The organism is Phreatobacter sp., from assembly GCF_030691135.1.
Lineage (GTDB): Bacteria > Pseudomonadota > Alphaproteobacteria > Rhizobiales > Phreatobacteraceae > Phreatobacter.
Genome location: NZ_JAUYFA010000042.1, coordinates 11256 through 33379, shown reverse-complemented (window position 1 = coordinate 33379; position 22124 = coordinate 11256). Strand labels below are relative to the sequence as shown.

General features: G+C 66.3%; 14 protein-coding genes. 8 read left to right on the top strand and 6 right to left on the bottom strand.

Annotated features, from left to right (window positions below; translation table 11 throughout):
- Positions 1 to 153 precede the first annotated feature (153 nt).
- Positions 154 to 1353 (top strand): 4-hydroxybenzoate 3-monooxygenase, encoded by a 1200-nt coding sequence (gene pobA / locus Q8O26_RS07605; RefSeq protein WP_305574901.1) that lies wholly within the window; start codon positions 154 to 156, stop codon positions 1351 to 1353.
- Positions 1354 to 1519: 166 nt separating this feature from the next.
- Here the strand turns inward: pobA and Q8O26_RS07600 are convergent, their stop codons facing one another.
- Positions 1520 to 1915 carry a cupin domain-containing protein gene (locus Q8O26_RS07600; RefSeq protein ID WP_305574900.1) on the bottom strand — a complete coding sequence of 132 codons (396 nt, stop codon included), beginning with the start codon at positions 1913 to 1915 and terminating at the stop codon, positions 1520 to 1522.
- A 174-nt stretch (positions 1916 to 2089) separates the two neighbouring features.
- On the opposite strand from Q8O26_RS07600, the gene Q8O26_RS20735 reads away from it, so the two are divergent.
- The 4 genes from Q8O26_RS20735 to Q8O26_RS07585 are packed head-to-tail and all read left to right on the top strand — an operon-like array spanning position 2090 to position 5077.
- On the top strand, positions 2090 to 2533 hold the full coding sequence (locus tag Q8O26_RS20735) for a cation-transporting P-type ATPase (RefSeq protein ID WP_371134485.1): 444 nt from the start codon (positions 2090 to 2092) through the stop codon (positions 2531 to 2533).
- Complete coding sequence (locus tag Q8O26_RS07595; protein ID WP_305574899.1) at positions 2530 to 3768, top strand: 2Fe-2S iron-sulfur cluster-binding protein; 1239 nt, start codon at positions 2530 to 2532, stop codon at positions 3766 to 3768. Before Q8O26_RS20735 ends, Q8O26_RS07595 begins: the two co-directional genes overlap by 4 nt.
- Positions 3769 to 3773: 5 nt before the next feature.
- The gene (locus tag Q8O26_RS07590) at positions 3774 to 4352 is read left to right on the top strand and encodes a hypothetical protein (RefSeq protein WP_305574898.1); all 579 of its coding nucleotides are present in this window, start codon (positions 3774 to 3776) and stop codon (positions 4350 to 4352) included.
- Positions 4349 to 5077 carry a cytochrome c3 family protein gene (locus Q8O26_RS07585; RefSeq protein WP_305574897.1) on the top strand — a complete coding sequence of 243 codons (729 nt, stop codon included), beginning with the start codon at positions 4349 to 4351 and terminating at the stop codon, positions 5075 to 5077. The genes Q8O26_RS07590 and Q8O26_RS07585 overlap by 4 nt, the downstream gene beginning before the upstream one ends.
- Before the next feature lie 485 nt (positions 5078 to 5562).
- Here Q8O26_RS07585 and Q8O26_RS07580 read toward each other — a convergent pair whose 3' ends face one another.
- The 3 genes from Q8O26_RS07580 to Q8O26_RS07570 all read right to left on the bottom strand — a co-directional run bounded on the left by Q8O26_RS07580 (position 5563) and on the right by Q8O26_RS07570 (position 14103).
- The gene (locus Q8O26_RS07580; RefSeq protein WP_305574896.1) at positions 5563 to 9273 is read right to left on the bottom strand and encodes a vitamin B12-dependent ribonucleotide reductase; all 3711 of its coding nucleotides are present in this window, start codon (positions 9271 to 9273) and stop codon (positions 5563 to 5565) included.
- A 784-nt stretch (positions 9274 to 10057) separates the two neighbouring features.
- On the bottom strand, positions 10058 to 12946 hold the full coding sequence (locus Q8O26_RS07575; RefSeq protein ID WP_305574895.1) for a ribonuclease E/G: 2889 nt from the start codon (positions 12944 to 12946) through the stop codon (positions 10058 to 10060).
- A 485-nt stretch (positions 12947 to 13431) separates the two neighbouring features.
- Positions 13432 to 14103 carry a L,D-transpeptidase gene (locus Q8O26_RS07570; protein ID WP_305574894.1) on the bottom strand — a complete coding sequence of 224 codons (672 nt, stop codon included), beginning with the start codon at positions 14101 to 14103 and terminating at the stop codon, positions 13432 to 13434.
- Positions 14104 to 14350: 247 nt separating this feature from the next.
- On the opposite strand from Q8O26_RS07570, the gene Q8O26_RS07565 reads away from it, so the two are divergent.
- Together Q8O26_RS07565 and Q8O26_RS07560 are read left to right on the top strand one after the other, a co-directional pair.
- Positions 14351 to 14833, top strand: a complete 483-nt coding sequence (locus Q8O26_RS07565) for a hypothetical protein (RefSeq protein ID WP_305574893.1) — start codon at positions 14351 to 14353, stop codon at positions 14831 to 14833.
- 143 nt (positions 14834 to 14976) lie between these two features.
- Positions 14977 to 16281 (top strand): N-acetylmuramoyl-L-alanine amidase, encoded by a 1305-nt coding sequence (locus tag Q8O26_RS07560; protein ID WP_305574892.1) that lies wholly within the window; start codon positions 14977 to 14979, stop codon positions 16279 to 16281.
- Positions 16282 to 16424: 143 nt separating this feature from the next.
- Here the strand turns inward: Q8O26_RS07560 and pstS are convergent, their stop codons facing one another.
- Both pstS and Q8O26_RS07550 read right to left on the bottom strand, forming a co-directional pair.
- On the bottom strand, positions 16425 to 17465 hold the full coding sequence (gene pstS / locus Q8O26_RS07555) for a phosphate ABC transporter substrate-binding protein PstS (protein ID WP_305574891.1): 1041 nt from the start codon (positions 17463 to 17465) through the stop codon (positions 16425 to 16427).
- A gap of 11 nt (positions 17466 to 17476) precedes the next feature.
- Entirely contained in the window at positions 17477 to 19192 is a 1716-nt protein-coding gene (locus tag Q8O26_RS07550; protein ID WP_305574890.1) for a Na/Pi cotransporter family protein, read from the bottom strand.
- 390 nt (positions 19193 to 19582) lie between these two features.
- On the opposite strand from Q8O26_RS07550, the gene Q8O26_RS07545 reads away from it, so the two are divergent.
- Positions 19583 to 22039, top strand: a complete 2457-nt coding sequence (locus Q8O26_RS07545; RefSeq protein WP_305574889.1) for a penicillin-binding protein 1A — start codon at positions 19583 to 19585, stop codon at positions 22037 to 22039.
- The last annotated feature ends 85 nt before the right edge of the window (positions 22040 to 22124 follow it).

Genomic DNA, 22124 nt, shown 5'->3' with positions numbered 1-22124 from the left:
CCTCAACGTCTTCGTCATCTCCGCCATCGCCAGGGACGTGCCGATCCTCTCGACCTATCGCGGTGTCATCCCCTTCGTCGCCGCAGATATCCTGCGGCTCGCCCTCGTCGTCACCTTCCCGGCGCTGGCATTGTGGTTGGTAAGGTTGCTGTCATGAACCCCTCACCCGAAAAGCCGTCCCACCGTTATCAGGTCGTCATTGTCGGCGGCGGCCCGTCGGGGTTGTTGCTCGGTTCCCTTCTTCACGGTGCCGGCATCGATGCCCTCATTGTTGAAGCCAGATCCCCGGACTATGTGCTGGGCCGTATTCGGGCGGGTGTCCTGGAACAGGGCACTGTCGATGTGCTGACCCAGGCCGGCGCGGATGCGCGTCTGCGCTCCGAAGGCCTGCCCCACGACGGCTTCGCGCTTTGCGTCGACGGCGAAGTGCTGCGCATCGACCTGAAGAGTCTGACCGGCGGCAAGACGGTGACGGTCTATGGCCAGACCGAGGTTACGCGCGATCTGATGGATCAGCGTCGCAGGTTCGGTGCTGCGAGCGTCTACGAGGCCGCTGACGTCGCGATCGGCGACATCGACACGCCGCACCCGTTCGTCACCTTCGTCAAGGACGGTGTCACCCATCGGGTCTCCTGCGACATCGTCGTCGGATGCGACGGCTTTCACGGGGTCAGCCGGCGCACGGTCGCCGATAAGGGCCTCGAGACCTTCGAACGCACCTATCCTTTCGGCTGGCTGGGTGTTCTCGCCGACGTTCCCCCCTGTTCCCACGAGCTTATCTATGTGGCGCATGAGCGGGGTTTTGCCCTGTGCTCCATGCGATCGCCTCATCGCAGTCGCTATTATGTCCAGTGCGACCTGAACGACGACGCCAAGAACTGGTCCGACGATCGCTTCTGGGATGAGTTGCGCCGGCGGGTCGGCCCTGCCGTCGCCGACAACATCGTGACCGGACCGTCGCTGGAGAAATCCATCGCTCCGCTGCGCAGCTTCGTCGCGGAACCGCTCCGTTTCGGGCGTCTCTTCCTCGTGGGTGATGCGGCCCATATTGTGCCGCCCACGGGCGCCAAGGGCCTGAACCTGGCGGTGAGCGATGTGCACTATCTGGGTTCGGCACTCCGGGAATTTTTTCTGGAACGCTCCAGTGCCGGTATCGACCACTATTCCGCCCGGGCCCTCAACCGCATCTGGAAGGCCGAGCGCTTCTCGTGGTCGATGACGACCCTGCTGCACCGCTTCGACAGCTACACGCCTTTCGAGCAGCGCATGCAGCGCGCCGAGTTCGCCTTGTTGCAATCGTCGCAGCCCGCACGCGCCGTCATGGCCGAGAACTATGTCGGCCTGCCCCTCTAGGACGAGGCACGTGGGTGACGTTACCGCCAGTTTTGTCCAGTCTTTAGATCGTTTCGACGGTTGTCGGTGCGATTGTCGCTCTTCCGGGTTTTGGATAGGTGGTATTGCCCCCAGAGGGAAATGGTCATGTCGTTGCTCCTCTCGTGACGATCTGAAGCACGGCCGGTTACTCGGTCGTCGCCCCAGCAAATGCCTCTTTGGAAGCACTGGCTTCCGCCTTCGTGGTCTGGATCAACTGGTCGAGTTGGTTGGGCGGTCCACATAGCGTGTAGATCTTGAGCGATTTGTCGCCCGTATTGATCAAGTTGTGCCGCGACCCAGCCGGCACGACGATGGCGTCGTCGCTCTTGATCTTGTGCGTCTTGCCGTCGATGACGATCTGGCCCTTGCCCTTTTCGACCCGGAAGAACTGATCGCCGTTCTTGTGCATTTCATCGCCGATTTCTTCGCCCGGATGGAGCGACATCCGCACCAATTGCAGATACTTGCCGGTATAGAGAACCTGGCGAAAATCGTCGTTCTCTTCGGCGAGCTTCTCAATGTCGTCAACGAAACCCTTCACAGCGTTCTCCTCATTGTATGTATTCGTACTGCAACGCTGAATGCGCCGATGTGTTGTTGGTTCCTTGTGAACGGAACAAAAATTTCAAATCGCCGTTTATCCGTTGGCATGTGATCCAACAGACGGCGGTGATTGATCGAATAGTCGAATTCGGGCTGTTTCGATGTCCGCTTGATGATCTGGATCAATACGTCAGGTTGCAGTCCGTGCGACGTTGCAAAAAGCTCCATAGCGGCTGCGGCACATACCTTGGAGCAGGCTGTCTGTCCTAGCTTCGGCCCATTCGCCGCGCGGCGTCCCGGAAAGGGCAATCTGCCCATGACGTCCCAGCAGACGACCCACTTATCAGGCCATCGCGAAGCTGCGGCAAAGGCACGGCTGCTCGAAGGCGGCCCGAACGAGCTTCCGAAGCACTGCCAACGGACAGCCTTCAGAATCATTCGGGAGGTCATTCGTGAGCCTATGCCCGCACTCCCTGTCGGCGCTGGTGCTGTCGCGCTGGCGGTCCTTGAAGTCCCCAAACCGCTTTGGCGAATGGGGTTCGACCGGGAAAGGGCCAGTGCGATGCTTGCCGGCGCAGCAGCAGCGCCCGTTCAGTTCGCAAGGCGTGCGCCATGACCGCGCCCTTGCTCCTCGTTGCGATCTCGGCGGTGATCCTTCTTCAGGTCGCTGTGGGAATCGGCGTCGGGGTCTGGCGGCTTCGATATCATGCGTCGGCGCCGCCGCCCGTCGACAGGGACGCCCTCACGGCGGTGACTGGCGCGTGGGCCGGGTGGCGCGCGTTTCGCGTCGATGGCGTTGCCCTCGAAGACAAGGCCCGAACCCAGCGGACTCTCATCCTCCGCCCGGTGGACGGGCTGCCACTGCCAGACTTTGCTCCGGGGCAATATCTGACCTTCTCAATTGATTTAACGGCGTCGGCGGCGGAGCCGCAGCGAACCATCGTGCGTTGCTACTCCCTGTCCGACCAGCCTAACGGCGAGACCTACCGGATCACCGTCAAGCGCATGCCAGCCCCCTCGACGCAGCCAGATCTGCCGGCCGGAGCGGCTTCAAATTTCCTGCACGACGCGGTTCAGGTGGGCGACCTTCTGAAGGTCAAGGCGCCTTCCGGGAGCTTCATGCTGGACACGACACCTGACACGCCGGCCGTCTTCATCGCTGGCGGCATCGGTGTGACGCCGATGATCAGCATGATGTCCTGGTCGCTAGCCCACGAACCGGAGCGGCGGCTCTTCCTCTTCTATGGCGTTCGGAACAGCAGCGACCACGCCTTCAAAGCCTTGCTAGTAGGGCTGGCCCAGTCGCATCCTGCCTTAACGCTGGTTGTGCTTTACGGCGCGCCCGGCCCCGACGACATCGAAGGCCGGGATTTTCAGCAGGCCGGGTTTATCGATATCGCGTTGCTGAAGCGCGTTTTGCCCCATGGGCGACACCAATTCTACGCGTGCGGTCCGCCGGCGATGATGGCGGCGGTTGTCCCCGCGCTGGCCGAATGGGGCGTCCCCAAGAGCGACATCCATTTCGAGTCCTTCGGGCCGGCATCTTCGGGATATGTCCGACCGGTGGCGGGCGCAACGGAAACGCCGCTCACCAAGCCCTTCGACATCCAGTTCCGCCGGTCACAGCGGACAATTGCCTGGACAGGCGAAGATCAGAGCCTTCTCGACTTCGCCGAACGCCGCGGCATTCGGATTGAGGCCGGTTGCCGGTCCGGCAGTTGCGGGGCTTGCGAAACGCGCCTTGTCTCGGGCGAGGTACGGTATCCCAGCAAGCCCGACTTCGACGTTCCCGCCGGCGCATGCCTTTTGTGTGTTGGCCTTCCGGCTTCCAACCTTGTGCTGGAGGCCTGAAGATCATGCGTTTCAGCCTCTTCTCACGTGAAGTCATCCCCTTCTTCCTGCGGCTCGCGCTGCTTGGCTTCGCGGCGCTCGCAATCGACGCGCTCCTGCATTGGCTGAACGCTGTCTGGATCGGACGCTACCTCGGCATTCCCGGAGTGCTGCTGATCATTGGATCCTTCGGCTATTCCCTGCGCAAGCGCAAACTCATCACATCCGGAAAACCCGCAACATTGCTCAGGCTGCACGAATACATGGCCTGGTCTGGATCGCTTCTGATCCTTGTTCATGCGGGCATCCACTTCAACGCCATCCTGGGCTGGCTCGCGGTCTGGGCCATGCTCGTCAACATCGGCAGCGGGCTGACCGGTAAGTTTCTTCTGCAGCGCGCGCGTTTCAGGCTGGAGGAAACGCGCACCCAGATGCGCGCGCAGGGTTTGTCCAGCGCAGAGCTTGAAGACAAGCTCTATTGGGACAGCCTGACCTTTGACGCCGTCAAGCATTGGCGTGCGGTCCACTACCCGATCACGCTGGCCTTCGCCGTTCTGGCGCTTGGCCACATCGTGAGCATTTTCCTGTTCTGGGGGTGGAGATGAAGCGACGCTGGATTCTCCTTCTCATCGCGGTCAATTTAGTCGGTCTCACAGCACTGGTGTTGCTGTATCCACACTTGATGATAGCGCCGGGACCACTCATTCCAGCACATGCCAATCTCGAAACAAACTGTTTTGCCTGCCATGCGCCGTTACGCGGGGCCAGCGCAGATCGATGCATCACCTGCCACAAGGTGGCGGATATCGGACTGCGCACGACCGCGGGCTTGGCCGTTGCGCGCATGAATCCGGTCACGCCGTTTCATCAGGGCCTGACGTCGCAGAACTGTATGGCGTGCCACACCGACCACACGAACCCGGCGCTGACGCCGCGCGGCCGGCCCGCCTTCTCCCATGCGCTGCTGAACGCGCCAATCCGGGAGAACTGCACGTCGTGCCATACCGCTCCCTCGACACCTGTCCACAGCGGTCTGACAGGCCAGTGCACGCAATGCCATAGTCAGGATCGGTGGAAGCCGGCGACGTTTGACCACGCGCGCTTCTTCGTGCTCGACCGGGATCACAACGCACCCTGCGCCACGTGCCACACGACGAGCGATCGGCGGCAGTACACCTGTTACGGCTGCCATGAGCATACCGAAGCCAATATCCGCAGGAAGCACATCCGCGAAGGCATCCCCAACTTCACGAACTGCGTTTCTTGTCACAGGAGCGCCCACGGCGAAGTTCGTGAACGCGGCACCCGCGAGCGCGGCAATCACGATTGAATGCTCCCCTGATGGATCCGCTCAACCGACGGTCACCGTTAAGGCGCTTTGCGCCGCCAGACCCGACACGTAGTGTCGGGTTATAAGCGGACATTCCCGCCCTCTGGTTTAGGCCCGAAAGCGGTCGAGCAGTTGACAGCGTTCGCTTTTTCCGGGTGGGCTGACGATGCCGTTTTCATCTCAAATACCGTGACCGAAGCGGAACGAGGAAGCACATTCGGGATTTGTGGAAACTCATTCCCGCATTTGTGGAAATTCTTTAGCGCTCCTGACAGCTCCCAAGCGGGATTGGCCGCGTTTTGAACGCTTCAGCTGGAGCCTCGTAGTCGGCCTCGTTGGTGCCCCATATTTCCCAGCCTGAAATGACGAAGGCCCCGCCGATCGGCGAGGCCTCCAGGGTCGAATGTCACGTTATGGCTGAATTGCGCCACGCTAACCCGGCTTTTGGTGCCAAGTTATGCGTCGCTCCACATCTCTCAACCATTTTACGAGCACCCCGTCGTCGAGCCACACGTGTCGCACTTCAAACACGTGCCGTTCCGCACCATGGTGAAGTTCGAGCATTCCGGGCAGGCATCCCCGACATAGCCGCGCAGCTGCGCCTCGGCCCGCCGGTCGGCGGTGGAGCGCTCCGACTTCGCCTCGGGCGCCGCCTCGGCCTGGTCGAAGAGCACTGCGAGGGCGGGTGAGACGGCGGTCACCACCTCCTCCTTCAGCGCCGTGGCGCCGATCGTCGCGCCGCGGGCCATGGTCACCACCGTGCCGGTGCGCCCGTCGCTCGACAGCGAACCCGGGGTCGGCTGGCCGTTCTGGCCGGTGACCACCGTGAACTTGTCGGTCTTGCCGCGCACCAGGCCCTTGGAGAGGACGCTCCTGGCACCCTCCGTCGTCCCGGTGCCGAGCGCGTCATAGCGGCTCTCGCCGGGATCGACATGGCCGAGATCGGCGCGGCCGAGATAGCTCACGGCGAGCTCGCGGAACACGTAGTCGAGGATCGAGGTGGCGTATTTGATCGTGTCGTTGCCCTGCACCGGGCCCGCCGGCTCGAAGCGCGTGAAGGTGAAGGCCTCCACATATTCGTCCAGCGGCACGCCGTACTGCAGACCCAGCGAGATGGCGATGGCGAAGTTGTTGAGGAGCGAGCGCAGCGCCGCGCCCTCCTTGTGCATGTCGATGAAGATCTCGCCGATGCGGCCGTCGTCATATTCGCCGGTGCGCAGATAGACCTTGTGGCCACCGACCACCGCCTTCTGGGTATAGCCCTTGCGGCGGTCCGGCATGCGCTCGCGCTCGCGGATCACCTGCACGCGCTCGACCACCTTCTCGACGATGCGCTCGGCCAGTGCCGCGGCGCGGGCCGCCTGCGGCTTCTCCATCAGCTCCTCGACGCCGTCCTCGTCCTCGTCGTCCTCGATCAGCTGCGAGTTCAGCGGCTGGGAGAGCTTGGAGCCGTCGCGGTAGAGGGCATTGGCCTTCAGCGCCAGCTTCCACGAGAGCATGTAGGCGCTCTTGCAGTCGTCGACGGTGGCCTCGTTCGGCATGTTGATGGTCTTCGAGATGGCGCCCGAGATGAAGGGCTGGGCCGCCGCCATCATGCGGATGTGGCTGTCCACCGAGAGGTAGCGCTTGCCCTTGCGGCCGCAGGGGTTGGCGCAGTCGAACACCGCATAGTGCTCGGCCTTCAGGTAGGGCGCGCCTTCCAGCGTCATGGCACCGCAGACATGCTCGTTGGCCGCCTCGATGTCCTTCTTAGAGAAGCCGATGCGGGCGAGCAGTTCGAAGCCCGGCGCGTTGACCTCCTCGGCGGGGATGCCGAGGGTCTTGACCACGAAGTCCTCGCCCAGCGTCCACTTGTTGAAGACGAACTTGATGTCGAAGGCGGTCTTCAGCTGTGCCTCGACCTTGGCCAGCGCCTCGTCGGTGAAGCCCTTGGCGCGCAGCGTCGCCGCGTTGATCGCCGGGGCCTGCGACAGCGTGCCGTGGCCGACAGCATAGGCCTCCATTTCGGCGAGCTCGCTCTCGCGATAGCCGAGGGTGCGCAGCGCTTCCGGCACCGCCTGGTTGATGATCTTGAAGTAGCCGCCGCCGGCCAGTTTCTTGAACTTCACCAGGGCGAAGTCCGGCTCGATGCCGGTCGTGTCGCAGTCCATGACCAGGCCGATCGTGCCGGTGGGCGCGATGACCGAGACCTGGGCGTTGCGGTAGCCGTTGGTCTCGCCGAGGGCGAGAGCCTCGTCCCAGGCGCGGGTGGCGTGGGCGACGAGGCCCGGCACCGGGCAGTTGGCGTGGTCGAGCGCGACCGGGTTCACCGACAGCGCCTCGTAGCCGGTCGTCTGGCCATGGGCGGCGCGGCGGTGGTTGCGGATGACCCGCAGCATGGCCTCGCGGTTCGGCTGGTAGCCCGGGAAGGGTCCGAGCTCGCCGGCCATCTCGGCGGAGGTCTTGTAGGAGATGCCGGTCATGACGGCGGTGAGCACGCCGGCGAGGGAACGGCCCTCGTCGGAATCATAGGGGATGCCCATGGTCATCAGGAGGCCGCCGATATTGGCGTAGCCGAGGCCGAGGGTGCGGTACTCGAAGGACCGCTCGGCGATCTGGCGCGACGGGAACTGCGCCATCAGCACCGAGATCTCGAGCACGACAGTCCACAGCCGGCAGAGATGCTCGTAGCCGGCGATGTCGAACTGCTTGGCCTTGGGATCGTAGAACTGCAGCAGGTTCGCCGAGGCGAGATTGCAGGCCGTGTCGTCGAGGAACATGTATTCCGAGCACGGGTTCGACGCGCGGATCGGGCCGGCCGCCGGGCAGGTGTGCCAGTCGTTCATCGTCGTGTTGAAATGCAGGCCCGGATCGGCGGAAGCCCAGGCGGCGTGGCCGATCTTCTCCCAGAGGTCGCGCGCCTTCAGCGTCTTCATCACCTTGCCGGTGATGCGCGCCGTCAGGTTCCAGTCGCCGTCCTGCTCCACCGCCTGCAGGAAGTCATCCTTCAGCGAGACGGAGTTGTTGGAGTTCTGGCCGGCCACCGTCAGATAGGCGTCGGAATCCCAGTCCGTGTCGTAGGTCGGGAAGTCGATGTCTTTGTAGCCCTGCTTGGCGAACTGGATGACCCGCTTGACGTAGTTGTCGGGCACCATGGACTTGCGCGCCGCCTTCACCTCGCGCTTCAGCGCGGGGTTCTGGTTCGGGTCGAAACAGGCATCGCCGTCGCCGTCGCAGTTGATGCAGGCCTTCATGACGGCCTTGAGATGCTTGGCGACGATCTTCGAGCCGGTCACCAGCGAGGCGACCTTCTGCTCCTCCATCACCTTCCAGTCGATATAGGCCTCGATGTCCGGATGGTCGGCGTCGACCACCACCATCTTGGCGGCGCGGCGCGTCGTTCCGCCCGACTTGATGGCGCCGGCGGCGCGGTCGCCGATCTTCAGGAAACTCATCAGGCCGGAGGAGCGGCCGCCGCCGGCGAGCTTCTCGCCCTCGCCGCGCAGATAGGAGAAGTTCGAGCCGGTGCCCGAGCCGTACTTGAACAGGCGCGCCTCGCGCACCCACAGGTCCATGATGCCGCCCTCGTTGACGAGGTCGTCGGCGACCGACTGGATGAAGCAGGCGTGGGGCTGCGGGTGCTCGTAGGCCGACGTCGACTTGGTCAGCTTGCCGGTCTCGAAATCGACGTAGTAGTGGCCCTGGCCGGGACCATCGATGCCATAGGCCCAGTGCAGGCCGGTGTTGAACCACTGCGGCGAGTTCGGTGCCACCATCTGGCGGGCCAGCATGAAGCGCAGCTCGTCGAAGAAGGCCTGGGCATCGGCCTCCTGGTCGAAGTAGCCGCCCTTCCAGCCCCAGTAGGTCCAGGTGCCGGCGAGGCGGTCGAAGACCTGCTGCGACGTCGTCTCGCCGACCCAGCGCTCGGTCTCGGGCAGCTCCTTCATCGCCTTGTCGTCGGGCGTCGAGCGCCACAGCCACGACGGGACGGAATTCTCCTCGATGCGCTTGAGGCGCGCCGGAACGCCGGCCTTGCGGAAATATTTCTGCGCCAGGATATCGGCGGCCACCTGGCTCCACGCCTCCGGCACCTCGATGCCTTCCAGGCGGAAGACGATCGAGCCGTCGGGATTGCGGATTTCCGACGTCGCATTGCGGAAGGCGATCTCCGCATAGGGAGACTTTCCGGCCGTGGTGTAACGCCTGTCGATGCGCATCTGTCGATCCTCGTCTCAGGCCGGGAGTGTGCTCCCGCGCCGTCATTGGGTCCAGCGAGCCGGACCTGCCCCACCCGGTTATCCGGGCCCCGTTTGTCGCCGTGGCCGGCTTGTTCCCGCTCTCCACAGGGGAGGGGAGCCGGCTCGTTGAAATCCACTCCGCGCCCTGTCGCACGGACCCCGGCGTCGCTCCGCCTGCCGCGGTGGTGATCCGCCGGGGCGGACGCCATCCATCGGTTGCGGAGACACTTTTCCAGCTCCGACGCGCCAGGGCGTCAGCAACCTTCAAAACCGTCTGGGGAAGGCGCGGCGGGGACTTGAAACGATCCGCCGAACCGAACGCAACCTATGCGGCAGGCACTGACGACGTCAAGATATAGTGGGCGCGGGTAAACGAGCCCCTAAATGTGGTGTGGATGCGTCGAATTTTCCAGGGGATTGCCGCTCGGCTGTCGCAAGTCTCGGAAATCGCGGGGAGATTCGGCAAGTGAATTCTGCCCGGGCCCGGTGCCGTCTGCCGATTGCCGCGTCCGCAAGGGATAAGTTCACCCGTCATCCCCAGGGCGCCATCCCGTCATGTGGCAAATGCGTGACAGGACCAGGGGCATTGTTGCGGCTTCGTTCACGCGCAGGTCCGCCGACACAGCACCTTCAACATAGCCGCCGACGGTCTCTAGACACCTCGAATCACAAGCGAATCGGATTTGTCACCGAATCGTCGCGTCAAACGGAAACGGCCGGGTTTCCCCGGCCGCATCCATATTCGATCGTTTGCCGTCACGCCCTATTCGGCGCCCTTGCGGTTCCACCACCCGGCACGCTTGGCCGTCGCTGCCGCCGGCTGGACCGGGTCCATCGGCTCGGGATCGGGGGTACGGCGCCGCTTGACCGGTTCGGCTGCGGGCGCTTCCGGAGCCGGCGTCGCCACAGCGACCGGAGCGGCTACAGCAACCGGAGCGGCCACGGTGACCGGCTCCGCGACCACGATCGGTTCGGCAGGTGGCGTACGGCGGCGTCGCGCCGGCGGCTCTGCCGGAACGGGTGCTGCCTCGGCGGCGGTCGGTTCGACACCGTCCTCGGTGATGGCGACGGCGCGCGGCGTACGTCCGCGGCGGCCGGCATGGCGCGGTCCGCGCCCGCCCTTCTCGGGCTCGGCGGACGTCTCGGTCTCGGCAGGTACCGGGAACGGATCCTCGCCCGAAGGCTGTTCGTCGGCAGCGGCGACCACCCCGGTGGCACCGTCGACGACGCCATCGGCCTCGTCCTCGCGGCGCGAACGACGTCCGCCACGGCGGCCACGGCGCCTGCGACGGCGCTCGGCCTCGCTCGCGTCGTCTCCGCCGCCTTCACCCGCTTCGCCATCGGTGGCGGCAGCGGCCTCGTCCTCGTCGTCACCCTCGTCGTCGCCGGAGGCTGATCCGTCGTCATCGGCGAGCTGGCCGCCGCGCTCGGCGCCCTCGGCACCATCCTCGCGCTCACCGTTGCGGCCGCGCCGCCGACGGCGGCGACGCTTGCGGCGACGCTCGCTGCTCTCCTCGCTCTCGGCCTCGCCCTGGTCGCGGGGCTTGGCGCGCGCGCGAACCTCGCCGCTCTCGGCCTCGGCCTCGACGGGCTCCTCGTCCTCCTCGAACTCCTCCTCGATGAGGTCTTCGGGCTCGACGGGAACGGGCAGGGCAGCCGGCGGCTTGTAGGCGGTTTCCGCCGTGTGCACCTGGGCGCCCTTGTCGATGGCGAACATCTGCTGGCCGGCCAGGGTCTCGTCGGCACTGATGTCGACGCTGACCCGGAAGCGCGTCTCCAGTTCATGGAGATGGGCGCGCTTGTTGTTGAGGACATAGAGCGCCACGGCCGTGCGCGTGCGCACGACGACGTCGTGCGTCGCCGCCCGCAGCAACTGCTCCTCGACCGAGCGCAGCAGATGCAGCGCCACGGAAGAGACCGAGCGGACATGGCCGAGACCGCCGCAGGTCGGGCAGGTCTCGGTCGAGCTCTCGAGCACGCCGGTGCGGATGCGCTGGCGGCTCATCTCCAGAAGGCCGAAATGCGAGATGCGGCCGACCTGGATGCGCGCCCTGTCGTTCTTCAGCGCGTCCTTCATGCGCTTCTCGACGGCGCGGTTGTTGCGGCCCTCGTCCATGTCGATGAAGTCGACGACGACGAGGCCGGCGAGATCGCGCAGGCGCAACTGGCGGGCGACCTCGTCGGCCGCCTCGAGATTGGTCCTGAGCGCCGTATCCTCGATATTGTGCTCGCGGGTCGAACGCCCCGAGTTCACGTCGATGGCGACCAGCGCTTCCGTCGGATTGATGACGATGTAGCCGCCCGACTTGAGCTGGACGGTGTTGGAGAACATCGCGTCCAGCTGCGCCTCGACACCCGAGCGGGCGAAGAGCGGCTGCGGCTCGCGATAGGGCTTCACATTCTTCGCATGGCTCGGCATGAGCATGCGCATGAAGTCCTTGGCCTCCTTGTAGCCCTCCTCGCCGGCGACCAGGACCTCGTCGATGTCCTTGTTGTAGAGGTCGCGGATGGAGCGCTTGATCAGCGATCCCTCTTCGTAGGTCAGCGTCGGGGCGTGGGACTTCAGCGTCGTCTCGCGCACCGTCTCCCACATGCGCAGGAGATATTCGAAGTCGCGCTTGACCTCGGTCTTGGTGCGGTTGGCGCCCGCCGTGCGCAGGATCACGCCCATGCCGTCCGGAACCTCGAGGTCACCGGCGATGGCCTTCAGCCGCTTGCGGTCGACCGCATTGGTGATCTTGCGGGAAATGCCGCCGCCGCGGGCGGTGTTGGGCATCAGGACCGAATAGCGGCCGGCGAGCGACAGGTAGGTGGTCAGCGCCGCTCCCTTGTTGCCGCGCTCTTCCTTGACGACCTGCACCAGCATCACCTGCCGGCGCTTGATCACTTCCTGGATCTTGTACTGCTTGCGCGGACGGAAGGTGCGGTCCGGCATGTCCTCATAGGCGTCGCCGGCGCCGACGGATTCGACCTGGTCCTCCTCGCGGGGTCCCTCGCCGTTCTCCTCGTCGCCGTTTTCGTCGTCGTCACCGTCCTCGTCGTCCTCGTCGGACGAACCGCCTTCGGCATCCGTGGCAGAAGCGCGGTCCTCAGAGGGGGCAGGTTCCGACGCCTTCACGCCTTCGAAATCCGGAGCGTTCTCGCGGGCCGGAGCATTCTCGGCGGTTTCGACCAAAGCGCCGGTGTCACCCTCGTGGTCGGCGTCGAGTTCGGCGTCGCCGGTCACGGCCTCGGAGGTCTTGGCATCAGCCGCCTCGTTGCGCGGGCGCCGTTCGTTGCGACGGCGGCGGCGGCCGTTGCCGCCCTTGGTCGGGCGCTCGGAGCGCCGGCTGCGGCCGTTGTCCTCGTCGTCCTCCTCGCGGTGCTGGCGCGCTTCATCGGCGAGCAGTGCCTCGCGGTCGGCGACCGGGATCTGGTAATAGTCGGGGTGGATTTCGGAGAAGGCGAGGAAGCCGTGGCGGTTGCCGCCATATTCGATGAAGGCGGCCTGCAGCGACGGTTCGACCCGTGTCACCTTGGCGAGGTAGATATTGCCGCGCAGCTGTTTGCGGGACTGGCTCTCGAAATCGAATTCCTCGACACGATTACCACGGACCACCACGACCCGGGTCTCTTCCGGGTGGGCGGCATCGATGAGCATCTTGTTGGCCATCGGATGAACTCTTGTGTGTTGGGACGGCCGCTGGCGCCGGCCCGACAGGGCCCCGCTCGGCGAAGTATGCCGGGGCGGCGCCGACAGGGCGCCGGCGCACGGCCGTCAATGCTGCGGAAAGGAAGGGGGTAGGGCCGGACGGAAGGCTGACGGAGGGGCGGCGAGCGAAAGCGGTGGAACCGCTCGTTCGTCCTGACCCGATGACCGTCGATGCCGGCATGCCGTACACCCGTGAACGTGACACGCCGCAAGAAAGATGCGGCGAAGGGGCACGGTCGTCTGGTCTCGGCGAGAAACCTGAACGGAGCGCTTGTCGGACGGGGAAGCCGCGGAGCCGGAACCCTAGTTACCGGCGGCGAACGCGACTCGCCGCCCTCGGGCTCACGAACCATGCTGAACGCGTTGTAGCGGCGCATGGGGCGGATTGGCAAGCCGGATAAGGGAGGAGGGGGCACGCGGCCCCCGCCGGCCGGCTTCGCGCTCCGTCAGCCGGCGAGCACCACGACGGGAGTGCCGACACGCACGCGGTCATGCAGGTCGATGATGTCGTGGTTGAACAAGCGAATGCAGCCTGACGAGACCGCGGTACCGATGGAGGAGGGTACATTGGTGCCGTGCAGGCGGTACATCGTGTCCCGGCCGCCGCGATGCAGATAGAGCGCGCGGGCCCCGAGCGGATTGTTGATGCCACCGGGCATGCCGCCGGCATAGCGGGCGTTGCGGGGATCGTAGCGGATCATGTTTGCGGTCGGGGTCCAGTTCGGCCAGGAGCCCTTGCGCCCGATCACCGCGCGGCCGTGCCAGAGCGCACCCTGGCGGCCGACGCCGACGCCGTAGCGAATCGCCGTACCGCGGCCGGTGACCAGATAGAGATGGCGTTCCGCCGGCCGCACGACCACCGTGCCCGTCGCTTCGCCGCCGGTGTAGGCCACGGTCTGGCGCAGCCAGCGCGGATTGACGCCCGACGTATCCATCGCCGGCAGCGTCACGCGCCCCTCGGTGACGGTCCCGTAGGAGCCGGTGCCGGTCCCGGCGGTGGTGCAGGCAGTGGTCAGGATCGCGGGAGCCGCCAGCACGAAGAAGCGGCGCGAGAGCTGCAGCGTCTCGCCGGCGGTCGCGGAAGTGGGGGACGCGGCACTCTGGGGGACGTTCTGCATTTCGGCGTTGCCTTGCGGTGAATCGTGATTAAACACGGAGGGTAGAGGTGACCTGTTCGCGAAAAAGCCGCAATCACGAAGCCGCGAGAACACTGGATTTGGCGCGCCGACAGGACTTCTCTGTTGCTCAATTCCCACACTTGCGGCGGTTGGTGATGGCTATCGCGGGCATGCCGTTAAGCGGAAGGTCACAGCGCTGCCGCAGTGCCGCGCGATCCATGCGGGCGAACCATCGACGGGGTCCTTCATGATCAGGCTGCAACTCGTTCCCCATGACGGCCTGGGGCCGCTGAAGCTCGGCGCGAGCCGCCAGGCCCTGCGTGCGGCCGCCGCGGCGCTGGGGCTTGCGTCCGGCGCGACCCACGCCGAGTCCGACGCCTTCGCCGAGGAGTCGGTTCAGGTCGATTACGACGCGGCGGGCCGCGTCCGCTTCATCGGCGTCGCCCCGCTGCCCGAGGTCCACCGCGTGACGCTCGCGGGCCTCGACTGCGCCGACACGCCGGCCGCCGATCTCTTCCGGGCGGTGGCCGCGGCCGACGGCGGCAGCGATCCCGGTTTCGATCCCGAGGGCCACCTGTTCCCGCGGCAGATCGTGGCGCTGTGGGCCGCCGACGAGCAATATGATCTCATCGCACCCGGCGGACGCCGTCGGTCGATCTGGGGCCAGGTCGGCATCGGCACGCCGGCCTATCGGGACCTCGTCGAGAAGACCCGCGCCCGGGACACCTGAGGCCCCGGCGGTCGCGTTGCCCCGGCGCAACGGCACCCTCGCGAATCGGCGGTTTTGCTTAACGAGGAGTTAACCGCGCCGGCCCTATGAGCTATCGAGACTGGCGGTCCTGTCGCCGTCATCGCCGCGATTCTCGGGGGATCATGGTCGTTCGCCGCCTCACGATGGTTGTTCTGGCTGCGTTGACCCTCGCCGCGGTGCCTGTCGCCCGCGCGCAGACGACCGGCACCCTGACGTCGGCAGGACGCGCCGTTCCCGCTTCTGCCGACGGCGCCCGCACCGCGCTGCCCGCCGTCGTCGCGGCGGCCCATCTTTCCGTCGACGGTCCGCGCACGCGCCTCACCTTCGATCTGACGCGCCCGGTCGAGATGCGCGCCTTCGCACTCGCCGATCCCTACCGCATCATCATCGATCTCGACGAGGTCCATTTCCATATCGCACCGCCGGCCGGCGAGCCGCGCGGCCTCATCAGGACCTTCCGCTTCGGCCTCTTCGCGCCGGGCAAGTCGCGCATCGTGATCGAACTCTCCGGCCCCGCCACGATCGAGCGGGCGCTCACCATCGAGGGTCAGGAGGGGCGGCCGCCACGCCTCCATCTCGACCTCGTCCGCACCGATGCCGACGGCTTCCGCCGGGCGCTCGCCGACCGTGCCGTCAGCAACATCGCCCGCCGGGGAAATCGCGAGACGCTGGGGCCGCGCCTGTCGCCGCGCGTCGAGGAGGAGAGCGGCCCGCCAGTCATCGTCATCGACCCCGGTCACGGCGGCATCGATCCCGGGGCGATCGCACCCTCCACCGGCGACGAGGAGAAGATGATCGTCCTGGATTTCGCCAAGGTGCTGCGCGACAAGCTCGCAGCCGGCGGCCGCTACCGCGTGGTGATGACGCGCGACCGGGATATCTTCGTGCCCCTCGGCGAGCGGGTGCGTCTCGCCCGCGATGCGCGGGCGCAGCTGTTCATCTCCGTCCATGCCGATTCCATCGGCGGCGCCAACGAGAATGCCCGCGGCGTCACCGTCTACACCCTGTCCGACCGCGCCTCCGACGCCGATTCCGAGCGCCTCGCCGAGCGCGAGAACAAGGCCGACGCCATTGCCGGCCTAGACCTTTCGGAGGAGCCCTCCGAGGTCGCCGACATCCTCATCGACCTGACGCGCCGCGAGACGCGCATCTACTCTGCCAATTTCGCCCGGACGCTGGCTGGCGAGATGCGCCAGGTCACCCGCATGCACCGCCTGCCGCTGCGCTCCGCCGGCTTTCAGGTGCTCCGGGCGCACGACATCCCCTCGGTGCTGGTCGAACTCGGCTTCGTCACCAGCCGCCGCGACGTGGAGATGCTGACCTCGGCGATCTGGCGAGACCGGACGGCGGACTCGGTGGCCAAGGCCGTCGACCAGTTCTTCGCCGCCCGCAACGGGCCGCCCGTGGCCCCGGCGGCCCGGCGGTGAGTTGAACGCGTCGGGGCCCAGCCCTGACCGCGCCCACGGCCCGCCTCCGACGACTAAAAAAAGGGCCGCGCTCCGGAATGGAGGCGGCCCTTCGATTTGGCTGGGAGAGGCGGCGCGCAGACCCTGCGGCAAGCCCCCTGCGTTCAGCGCATGGCCGGCCCTCTCTGCTGGCGCAGGCTTTCCATCACGAAGCCGGCCGCCGTGCCCGGCAGTGCCACATATCCCAGCGCTTCCGCATCGGCGGCGCCGTTCTCGATGCCCCAGGCGAAGAAGGCCATCATCGCCCGGAACCGACCGGTGTTCGCCGCCTCCTTCGCCACCGCGACGAAGACCGTCGCGACGATCGGATAGGCCGCGGGTCCACCGGGATCGACCAGCACGTTCCTGAGGTCGGTCGCCGCCGACGCCGCCTGAACTGCGGCGCGAAGGCTGACCAGATCCGGCACCACGAAATTGCCGTTGGAATTGCGGATCGCCGCCGGCGGCAGGTTCATCGCCCGCGCCGTCGCGAGGTCGACATAGCCGATCGCGTTGGGCGTGTTACGCACCGTGGTGGCAACACCGAGATTGCCGCGCGCCGGAACGCCGACCGGCCACCGGACAGTCTGTCCGCTGCCGATGCTGCCGCGCCAGTCCGCGTTCACCTTCGACAGATAGGCCGTGAAGGCCGCCGTCGTACCGGAACCGTCGGCACGCCGGATCGGCACGATGGCCGTGTCGGGCAGAACGAGGTCCGGATTGTCGGCGCGGATGGCGGGGTCCGACCAGCGTGTGATCCGGCCGGCATAAATGGCGGCGATCACGTCGCTGGTCAGCTTGAGGCGGCCGGCGCCGACGCCGTTCACATTGGTGACGATGGCGATGCCGCCTGCGACGACGGGAAACTGGATGGCGTTGTAGCGGTGCAGTTCCTCGTCGGACAGGGCGACCTCGGTGGCGCCGAAATCCACCGCCCGCTGCTGCAGCCGCTGGATCCCTGCTTCCGAGCCGCTCGGCTCGTAGTCGAACAGCGCGCCCACCGGCTGATACTCGGCGTCGCGCTGGGAGCGCTGATAGGCCTGCGACCAGCGGATCAACAGCTGGTAGGCGAAAGTGGAACCGGCGCCGGTGAAGGTCTGGGCGGCGGCTGGGGCCGGCGCGAAAAGCGCCAGCCCTGCGAGGAGGACGAGTGCGAGGCGGACCATGGCGGTGCGCCTCAGGCTCGTGCGGCGGCGGGCGAGAGCCCCCCGCTGGCCTGCGTCTGGCTGCCCGTCTCGGTGACGGGCACGGTCCGCGAGACCGAACGGCGCTCGGCGTCGATGCGCTCGATCAGGAAGTAGGCGCGTTCGGCACTGCCGAGCAGGGCGAGGATCGCGCCGCGCTCGACCCAGGGCAGTTCGTCACCGAGGCGAAGCGCCTGCGTACGCAGCTCGCCGAGCCTGGCGATCCGCGGATCGGCGGCCGCCGAGACGTCCCGGTCCGGTTTGTCGATCGGCACGATGGCGCGCATGGCGGTGGTCACCTCCGCCAGCATCTCGTCGACCAGCTTGCGGCCGGTGACGCCGAAGGGCTGACGCTCGACGCGGCGGGCGATCTGGAAGAGCGCCTCGCCGAGGCTGGCGGTGAAGTCTTCCTCCTCGATCAGGCTCGCCACCAGATCGGCCCGTGCATAGGGCAGATCGGCCTTGAACATGCCCGAGGTGTAGGACCGGATCTCGCGGTTGAGCACGTCCATCGCCGCCCAGTGTTCCTCGACCTTGTCGGGGGCGTTTTCGTCGCCACGGGCGATGTCGAGGAATTTCTCGGCCGCTTCGAGATAGCGACCCGTCTCCTGCAGGACGGCGGGAACCGCCTGGGCAGGATCACTCGCGGCGGCGGCGGTGAGGAAGCGCGGCTGCGAATAGTCCTCGATGTCGTCGAGCGAAGACGCGCCGACCTTCATCAGGACCCGCTCGAAGACGCCGACGAAGGGGAAGAGCAGGAGGACGTTGAAGATGTTGAAGAAGGTCGAATAGACACCCACCGCGACCGGAACCAGCGGGAAGGTTTCCTTGCCGTTGACGAGGACGGGCACGCCCGGATCGCCGCCGAACCACTGCATGGCCCAGGTCAGCACGTCCATCGATACGAAGAACAGGGGTATCGTGACGCAGACCCCGATGATGTTGAAGGATATGTGGGCATAGGCCGCGCGTTTGGCGTTTTTCGACAGGTTGAGCGAGGCCATCCACGAGGTGATCGTGGTGCCGAGGTCAGCGCCGAGCGAGAAGGCGACGGCGGTCTTCCAGTCGAGGATGCCGGCGGCGCCGAGCCCCATGACGATGCCGATGGTGGCCGAGGACGAATGGATCAAAGCCGTGATGGTGGCGGCGATCAGCACGCAGTAGAGCAGATTGATGTAGTTGTCCGCCTTCAGTGTCGAGATGACGCTCATCACCTCGGGCATGGCGCGCAGCGGACGCAGGCCGCCGGTCATCAGGTTCAGGCCGTAGAAGATCAGGGCGAAGCCCATGCAGGCCAGCGCGATGTTCTTCACCTTGTCGGTCTTGGCGAAGATGTAGATCAGGGCGAAGATGCCGCCGAGAAAGAGCCCCAGCGGTCCGAGCGGCAGAGCGATCAGGCCGTTGCCTAGCGTCGTGCCGATATTGGCGCCCATGATGACGGCGATGGCGGGTCGAAGTCCGATCACGCCGGCATTAACCAGGCCGACGACCATGACCGTCATGGCAGTAGAGGACTGGATGATGCCGGTGATGAAGGTTCCGGCCATGACACCCTTGGACGGAGTGCCCGCGAATTTTGCCAGGAGCGCGCGCATTTTATTGACGGCGAGCGACTGGATACCGTTCGACATGAATTCGAGGCCCAGCATGAAGATGCCGAGGCCTCCGACGACAGGCACGAGAACCTGTGTGAACAAATCTACCTGCACGGAAACCCCCCCCGAATGCGATGCCACAACTGGGAGCCCGAGCCCGACATGGGTCACAGACGGCTCCCGACACTGGACGCTAGGCAGGCCCAGTGACCGGAAGGTGACGGATTGTTAACGGTGCTGCGTCACGTGTCGGAGGAAGCACACCCGCCGGCTGTCGGGTCGGGCGCCGCGAACGGGTCACATCTGCGCCACAGTCACAGGACATCCGTCACCCACTGCGTTTCCCGCTGCCAGAATTGGGTTCAGCGCACGGGCCGTGCGGATGGGCTGGACGCCGTCTTCGTGCTAGGATGGCGTCTGATTTGAACAGGGTGTCCCCAGCCGGCGACCGGCAGCTTTCCGGGGACGATGAGAGGCGCAGCCCGCAGGGCGCGATTTGAGCGGATGAGGCTGGTTCTTCGTTTCTTCGGCTGGGCTTTCGGGCTGGGGACGATCGCGTTCCTGCTCGGTGCCGCCGGCGTGGCGATCTACGTCGCGCAGGTGACGAAGGAGCTCCCGGACTACAACACCCTGCGCAACTACGAGCCGCCTATCATGAGCCGCGTCCATGCGGCCGACGGTCAGCTGATGGCCGAATATGCCCGCGAGCGCCGGCTCTATCTGCCGATGCAGGCCGTGCCGAAAATGGTCGTCCAGGCCTTCCTCTCCGCCGAGGACAAGAATTTCTACTCGCACAACGGCATCGACTTCACCGGCATCGCCCGCGCCGCCCTGACCAACTTCCAGAACCGCGGCTCCAACCGCCGCCCGCAGGGTGCCTCGACCATCACCCAGCAGGTGGCGAAGAACTTCCTCCTGACCGGCGAGCAGACTGTCGACCGCAAGGTGCGCGAGGCGCTGATCGCCATGCGCATGGAATCGGCCTTCACCAAGGACCAGATTCTCGAGCTCTACCTCAACGAGATCTATCTCGGCTTCGTCATTCCCGGCTTCGGCGCCTATGGCGTCGCCGCCGCCGCGCTCGTCTATTTCGACAAGTCGGTGCATGAGCTCACCGTGCCGGAGGCCGCCTATCTCGCCGCCCTGCCGAAGAGCCCGACGCAGCTCCATCCGTTCCGCAACCGCGACCGTGCCGTCGAGCGCCGCAACTACGTCATCAGCCGCATGGTCGAGGACGGTCACATCACCGCCGAGCAGGGCGAGGCCGCCCGCCGCACGCCGCTGACCGTCAACCCGCGCTCGCCGCGCCAGCAGCAGTTCGCAGCCGACTTCTTCGCCGAGGAGGTCCGCCGCGAGATGATCGACCGGTTCGGCGACAAGAAGCTTCTGGAAGGCGGCCTGTCGATCCGCACGACGCTTGATCCCAAGCTGCAGGTCGCCGCCCGCCAGGCGCTGACCGCCGGCCTCATCCGCTTCGACGAGCAGCGCGGCTGGCGCGGCCCGGTGACCCGTATCGAGGACATGCGCGGCGACTGGGGCACCAAGCTCGCGGAGATTCGCAACTTCAACGATATCGGCTGGCGCCTTGCCGTTGTCATCGACGCCCAGGGCGAGACGGCGCGCATCGGCCTGCATCCCGGCCGTGAGACCTCGGGCCAGGTCAGCCCGGCGCGCGATCTCGGCCTCATCACCGCCGAGGGCGCCCGCTGGACGCGCCGGCCCGTGGGCCGCACCCTCAATGCCGGCGACGTCGTCTATGTCGAGCCGCTTGCCGGCCGCGACGGCCAGTTCCGCCTCCGGCAGGTTCCGGAAGTCTCGGGCGGCCTCGTCGCCATGGACCCCTACACGGGCCGCGTCCTCGCCATGGTCGGTGGCTTCTCCTTCGACCAGAGCCAGTTCAACCGCGCTACCCAGGCGCGCCGCCAGCCCGGCTCGGCCTTCAAGCCCTTCGTTTATGCCGCCGCCCTGGACAACGGTTACACGCCCTCGACCGTCGTGATGGACGCGCCCTTCGAACTCGCCACCGGCAACGGCGGTGAGGTCTGGCGGCCGGAGAACTATTCCGGCCAGTTCTACGGGCCGCAGACCCTGCGCTTCGGCATCGAGCGTTCGCGCAACGTCATGACCGTGCGCCTCGCCAACGATGTCGGCATGCCGCTCATCGCCGAATATGCCAAGCGCTTCGGCGTCTATGACGACATGCCCTCGTTCCTGTCCTATTCGCTCGGCGCCGGCGAGACGACAGTCATGCGCATGACCGCCGCCTATTCCATGTTCGCCAATGGCGGCCGCCGCATCCGTCCGACGCTGATCGACCGCATCCAGGACCGCTCCGGCTCGACCATCTTCCGCCACGACGACCGCCAGTGCCAGGGTTGCACGGCGCCGCGCTGGCAGAACCAGGACGAGCCGATCCTCGTCGACCGGCGCGAGCAGGTGCTCGATCCGATGACCGCCTATCAGATGACCTCGATGATGGAAGGCGTCGTGCTGCGCGGCACCGCCACCCAGCTGCGCGCCCTCGGCAAGCCGATCGCCGGCAAGACCGGCACGACCAACGACGCCAAGGACGCCTGGTTCGTCGGCTTCTCGCCCGATCTCGCGGTCGGCGTCTATGTCGGCTACGACACGCCCCGCAGCCTCGGCAGCAACGCCACCGGCGGCGCGCTCGCCGTGCCGATCTTCCAGGAGTTCATGCGTGTTGCGCTCGCCGACCGTCCGGCGGTGCCCTTCCGCGTGCCCACCGGCATCAAGCTGATCCGCATCGACCCGCGCACCGGCCTGCGTGCCGGGGCGGGCTCGGGCGGCGCCATTCTCGAGGCCTTCAAGCCCGGCACCGCCCCGCCGGACAGCTATCAGTTGATCAACCCCTTCGACTCGGCCGCTGCCGGCGGACCGCGCCGCGGCCCCTCGAGCGAGAGCAACCGCGCCATCGGCACGGGCACCGGCGGGCTCTACTGAAGGCTCGCGAGAGGCTTGAAGACGAAAAAAGCGGCCTTCGGGCCGCTTTTGCGTCGGTCTCCCGCTTCGACGCCCCGCGGCGCCG